Source organism: Methylobacterium sp. WL12 (assembly GCF_008039475.1).
Classification (GTDB): Bacteria; Pseudomonadota; Alphaproteobacteria; order Rhizobiales; family Beijerinckiaceae; genus Methylobacterium; species Methylobacterium cerastii.
This window is the reverse complement of sequence record NZ_VRUW01000152.1, coordinates 1-5,274: the sequence shown is the minus strand read 5'-3', so window position 1 is coordinate 5,274 and position 5,274 is coordinate 1. Positions and strand designations below refer to the sequence as shown.

At 66.9% G+C, this 5,274-nt stretch carries 4 protein-coding genes and 1 pseudogene; 2 read left to right on the top strand and 3 right to left on the bottom strand.

Translation table 11 applies throughout. The annotated features are described in order from the left end of the window. Positions 1 to 127: 127 nt before the first annotated feature. Positions 128 to 918: pseudogene (locus FV226_RS26645) on the bottom strand (IS630 family transposase); the annotation flags it as partial. Positions 919 to 1,337: 419 nt separating this feature from the next. On the opposite strand from FV226_RS26645, the gene FV226_RS26640 reads away from it, so the two are divergent. Both FV226_RS26640 and FV226_RS26635 read left to right on the top strand, forming a co-directional pair. Next, positions 1,338 to 2,417: a molybdopterin-dependent oxidoreductase gene (locus FV226_RS26640; RefSeq protein ID WP_147765290.1), complete on the top strand. Its 1,080-nt coding sequence runs from the start codon at positions 1,338 to 1,340 to the stop codon at positions 2,415 to 2,417. Between the two features lie 170 nt (positions 2,418 to 2,587). Further along, positions 2,588 to 3,001 (top strand): ester cyclase, encoded by a 414-nt coding sequence (locus FV226_RS26635; protein ID WP_147765289.1) that lies wholly within the window; start codon positions 2,588 to 2,590, stop codon positions 2,999 to 3,001. 111 nt (positions 3,002 to 3,112) lie between these two features. On the opposite strand, the gene FV226_RS26630 is transcribed toward FV226_RS26635, so the two are convergent. Together FV226_RS26630 and FV226_RS26625 are read right to left on the bottom strand one after the other, a co-directional pair. Beyond that, positions 3,113 to 3,682 carry a type 1 glutamine amidotransferase domain-containing protein gene (locus tag FV226_RS26630; protein WP_147765288.1) on the bottom strand — a complete coding sequence of 190 codons (570 nt, stop codon included), beginning with the start codon at positions 3,680 to 3,682 and terminating at the stop codon, positions 3,113 to 3,115. A 54-nt stretch (positions 3,683 to 3,736) separates the two neighbouring features. After that, positions 3,737 to 4,819 (bottom strand): catalase family protein, encoded by a 1,083-nt coding sequence (locus tag FV226_RS26625; protein ID WP_147765291.1) that lies wholly within the window; start codon positions 4,817 to 4,819, stop codon positions 3,737 to 3,739. Between the last annotated feature and the right edge of the window lie 455 nt (positions 4,820 to 5,274).

The following is a 5,274-nucleotide window of genomic DNA, read 5'->3' as shown; positions in this document are numbered from 1 at the left end:
TCTCCAAGCGGACTTCATCAGGGCGCGCAGCGATCCCGCTGCAGATCAGACGCCGTATACATGGCCGCAACCGACCAGTTCACCCGAACCGATCCGACATCCTTGACCCGCAGGAGCCATCCATACACGGGTTGAGGTCGGGGCTGTAGGGCGGCAGGTAGAGCAGCCGTGCACCGGCGGCCTCCACGGCCTCGCGCACGCCTTTGACCTTGTGGGCCGGGAGGTTGTCGAGGATGACGGTGTCGCCCTGCCGAAGCGCCGGGGCCAGCGTTTCGACGACGTAGGCACGGAAGCGTTCGCCGTTCGTGGCCCCATCGAGGAGCGCGGTCGCGATCAGGCCGCTGGTGCGCAGGGCGGCCGTGACGGTGGTGGTCTTCCAATGTCCGAACGGTGCGGCGACCCGGCAACGCTCGCCGCGCGGGGCGCGTCCGTAGCGGCGGACCATACTGGTGTTGGCCGCGGTCTCATCCAGGAACACGAGAGCGTCCGGGTCGAGGTCGAGTTGCCCCTCGAACCACGCCGCGCGGGCGGCCTTCACGTCCTCCCGATCCTGCTCGGTCGCGTGGCCGGTGTTTTTTTTCGCGTGATGCCGTGACGCTTGAAGAAGCGGGACAGGCTGCTCACCCCGACCCGCAGGCCACGCTCCCCCAGCTTCTCCTGCAGTTCCGGCAGGAAGATCTCGGGCTTGGCCTCGTAGGTCGAAACGATCAGGTCGGCCTGCGCTTCGATCCTCTGCGAGCGCTGATCCCCGCCCATCGGTTTGGGGGCGATCCGCCCCTCTTGCGCGAAGCTCTCGTACCAGCGGATCGCGCTGGTCGGGCTCACGCCGAACCGCTTGGCCGCCTGACGGCGCGACGCGCCTTCCTCGACGGCGGCCACGACACGCGCGCGCAGATCGACGGATAGGGCAGATGGCATGCGGCTCTCCTGCGAAAGCCACGCAGGGAATCACATCAAACCCCGACCGGTAAACCCCGGTGATTCAGCCCGGTCGGATGCCGCTCTAGGTCGACCGGGTGATGCGGCGGCCGATAATGGGGCGTCGGGAGTAGCGGCACCGCGACTGATATTCGGTCGATTTCGGACCCCGACTGAGTCCCAAACCTGAGTTAACAACCGTTCCAAACGGAGGCTGTTCCCCCTGCCTGAGAAGTCTGCCTCCTCCAGGGGGGGCCGTACCGCCCGTCCACGTGCATCGACGATTGCGGCCCACGTTCGAATTCTCACCGTCGAAGCCGGGGTAAGGATCGCGTCTAGGGCGGTTCCCTGGGCCGCCGAATGACCCTTACGGCCCCCAGCGCGTTCACTGCCGTGAGCCCACCTACGCAGGAGCGCCGATGTCGAGCATGACCAAGCGCAAGGCACGTCTGATCGTCCACGGCGACCAGCCCTACAACGCCGAACCGCCCCTCGACCGATTGCGGGCCTCCTACCGAACACCGGCGGAGGACTTCTACGTCCGCTCGCACGGCAACCTACCGGACCTCGACGCGGCAACCTGGCGCCTCACCGTCGATGGCGGGACCGGCACCACGCTTGAGTTGTCGCTATCCGATCTACGGACCCGCTATCCGGTAGCCATGGTCACGGCCACGATGCAGTGCGCCGGCAATCGCCGCGCCGACATGCGGATGGTCGCCCCGGTGTCGGGCGACCCGTGGGACGCCGGAGCCATCGGCACCGCCGAATGGACCGGGGTGCGGCTCGGCGACGTCCTACGCGATGCGGGGGTAGACGAGCGCGTGGGTCTCCATGTCGCCTTCGAGAGCCACGACATGGTGGAAGGCCATCCCTACGGCGCCTCGATCCCGCTCGCGAAGGCGATGGCGACCGAGACCTTGCTGGCCTACGCCATGAACGGCGAAGCCTTGCTCCCGGAGCACGGCTTTCCGGTACGCGCGGTGGTGCCGGGCTTCGCCGGCGTGCGCAGCCCCAAGTGGCTCCGGCGTTTGACCGTCCAGGACCATCCATCTGACAACCCGATCCAGGCCGGCGACTACAAGCTGTACCCGGCCGACGTGACCGCCGAGACTGCTGATCCGGCCAATGGCCACACCATCGATACGATGCCGTTGAACGCCGCGATCTGCGAGCCCGGGTCTGGGGCCGCGCTCAAATCGGGGAGCAACAGGATCCGCGGCTACGCGGTGAGCGGGGATCGGGCCGTCGTACGCGTCGACATCTCCGGGAACGGGGGCCGATCCTGGGTGCAGGCCGAGCTCGAACGCGAGGCGGCGGCTCCGTTCGCCTGGACGTTCTGGAGCACGAGCCTCGACCTGCCTCCGGGCGAGCATGAGCTCGCCGTGCGCGCCTGGGACGAAGCGGGCCAGACGCAGCCGGCACTGCCGGACGAGACCTGGAACCATAAGGGCTACCTATGCGCCTGCTGGCATCGGGTGCGAGTGAACGTCACCTAGGGACGGACGGCCTGGCATGTCGGCTACCGCCACCCTCATGGACGACGTCATGCCTGGCGGTCATCCCGATCCTGTCGTGCATGGCGCCGCAACGTCCCACGGTGGCGGGAGTTTCCCGTGCGTCGAGGCGCTGGGCGCGCCTTCGCCAGCCCCGAGCCCCAAGGAACATCATGTCCCGCGAGACCAGCATCCAGGCGACCGAGAAATTCGGCGAACTCGTCAACAGCGGCCATTTCGACGCCTTCCCCGAGGTCGTCGCACCGGACTGCCACGACCACGACCCGGCGCCGGGCCAGCACATGGGTCCCGAGGGATACCAGGCCTTCTTCACCGAACTCCGCACCGCGTTCCCCGACATGCAGGTCGAGGTGAAGAAGCTCGTCGCGGACGGTGACAGCGTCGCCTTCGCCTACACGCTCACCGGCACGCACCAGGGAGACTTCAACGGCCACAAGCCGACCGGGAAGGCCGTCAAGGTCCGCGGCATGCAGATCGGTCGCTTCGTCGACGGCAAGATGGTCGAAAGGTGGGGCTCGTCCGACGAGCTCGGCATCCTGAAGCAGATCGGCGCCATCAAGGGTTGATGGAGACATCCGCCAAGGCGTCCCGGCCGCGGGACGTCTCCAAGACATGCCCCGGGGCGACTTATGGGCCGCCCCAGGCTCTCAAGAGCTGATCGTCGGCTTCCCGACTCCTCAGGCGCTCCGAGCCTGATCGGGATGGCGGCCCTCCGCGAACTCCTCGACGATCTTGGCGCAGAAGGCCGGCAGGTCCTTGGGCGTGCGGCTGGTGACAAGCCCCTTGTCGCAGACGACCTCCTCGTCGACCCAGGTGCCACCGGCGTTCTCGATGTCCCGCCGTACGGTGGGGTAGGAGGTCAGCGTCCGTCCCTTCACGACGTCGGCCTCGATCAGGGTCCACGGCCCGTGGCAGATGACCCCGACCGGCTTGCCCGCGGCGAAGAAGTCCCGGACGAACGCCACGACATCCTTGCTCGCCCGGAGCTTGTCGGCGCCGACGCATCCGCCGGGGATGACGAGCCCGTCGTAGTCCGTGGCCGACGCCTCATCGATGGTTCTGTCCACCTTGTAGCGGCCGGCGGGATCGAGGTCGTTGTTGACCGTCTCGGCCTCGCCGGCCTCCAAACCGATGACCGTCACGGTCGCCCCGGCCTGCTTCACCGCCTCATGGGGCTTGGCGAACTCGGGCTCCTCGGTGCCGCGCGGTGCGATCAGGATCGCGATCTTCTTGCCCTGTAAGCTCATCTCATCATCCTTCTGGGTGTTGGGCTTCATCAGAGGCGCGGCTTGCGCCGTTCCTCACGCCGGGATGCGGTCGATGCCGGCGGTGTCTTCGGCCGCCACGCCGTTCTCGCGGTGGCGGAAATCGCTCAGCGCGCGGTAGACCTGTAGCCGCGCCCGCATCACCGAACCGAGCGGTCGATGCGCCGCGAGGCTGTGCGCCGGGCGGAAGGTCATGACCTCGTCGAAGTAGCGCACCCGGTCCGGCGAGTAGGCGTCCTGGCGCGGCAGGCGGAGCGTCGCCACCGTCCGGTAGGGGCTGACCGAGACCGGCCAGTCGACCGAGGCGTCCTCGATGGGCTGCCGCTCGGCATCGGCCCAGAGCTGCGCCTTCAATTCGAACACCACCTCGATGTCCCTGAGGAAGGCGACCGTGGCGTGCCGGAAACCGTCCTCGTCTTGGTTCGGGTCCAACCGCCACTCGGACAGCGCGCGCTGCGCCTCGGTCGCGGGCACGGCCCCGAGCTTGGCCACGTAATCGCCGAAGCGTACCGGCGCTTGGCTGAAGTAGCTGTCGGCAAGCGGATGGCTGTAGGGGTGCCCGAAGAAGTCGGCGAACGCGCTCTCGGTGCCGAAGGCATGGAGCGCCTTGTTGATGTTGCGCATGGTCGACGACACCGCGCTCTTCACCCCCTCCGGCAGGCCGGTCGACTTGCCGATGACCGTGCCGTCGCGCAGGAAGCCCGCCGCCGTGCCGGACGGGAAGGTGGTCCCGGTCGCCAGCACGAAATCCTGGGTGTCGACGGAATGGCCGGGTAGCTTCTTTCCCGGAACGTCAAAAACCTTGATGGACATGCCGCGGTGGGTCGACACCCGGTCACCCAAGGTCTCGCCTGGTCCTTGAGCGAAACGAACCGCCACAGGGTGGGTGCCGGGCGTGGCGAACAACCCCTGCGCCAGTTCGGGTGGCAGGCCGGCGGAAATCGTCAACTCGCCCGTCACGCAGGCCGAGCTTTTGGCATGGCTGGCACGCACGGCATGGTGCTCGCGTGCCTCGACCGTCTCCGATTGCTGCGTCATGCCTTGGATGATTCCGTCAATCGTCTTCTGCTCGTCCGGCGCGGGCCGCTCAATGTCGGGCGCGTATCGAAGGTAGGTCAGGATTTTCCTCCCGGTGATCAGGGAACTGAAGCGGACCGCGGCAGGGTAGAGCGCAGCGGACGCGGGGTTCGACGTATCGAGTCGAAAAGGGAATCCTGTTTCGAACATCGGGGGGCTGCGCGCCGTTCCCGACCCATGATGAATTCGTGTCCGTGTAAAGTCCGCCTGAGTTCAGCTGCGCTATAAGTTGGCCTCGAAGCGCTGCTTCGTCTCGGCGGCAAAAGCAGTTGGACCATGGACCAGTTGCTGAGCGGAGGAGGCAAGCTTAGCCGCTATGTTCGACGACCCTTGGATGACCGTGGGCTCGGTTGTTCGACGAGCAATTTAACAGGCTGCTGCAGAAGTCGCTGGCAGGCTTGTGGCGGAGATGATTCACTCTGTTAGAGGCAGGGGTGGGATCAGGCGATGCGCGGGCGCGGAGATCGGTCGGAGAACCTGTTCAGCTACGTCCGCCT

Excerpts from the sequence above, each read along its gene's own strand:
- FV226_RS26640 (WP_147765290.1), top strand. The coding sequence starts at position 1,338 with ATGTCGAGCATGACCAAGCGCAAGGCACGTCTGATCGTCCACGGCGAC.
- FV226_RS26635 (WP_147765289.1), top strand. The coding sequence starts at position 2,588 with ATGTCCCGCGAGACCAGCATCCAGGCGACCGAGAAATTCGGCGAACTC.
- FV226_RS26630 (WP_147765288.1), bottom strand. The coding sequence starts at position 3,682 with ATGAGCTTACAGGGCAAGAAGATCGCGATCCTGATCGCACCGCGCGGC.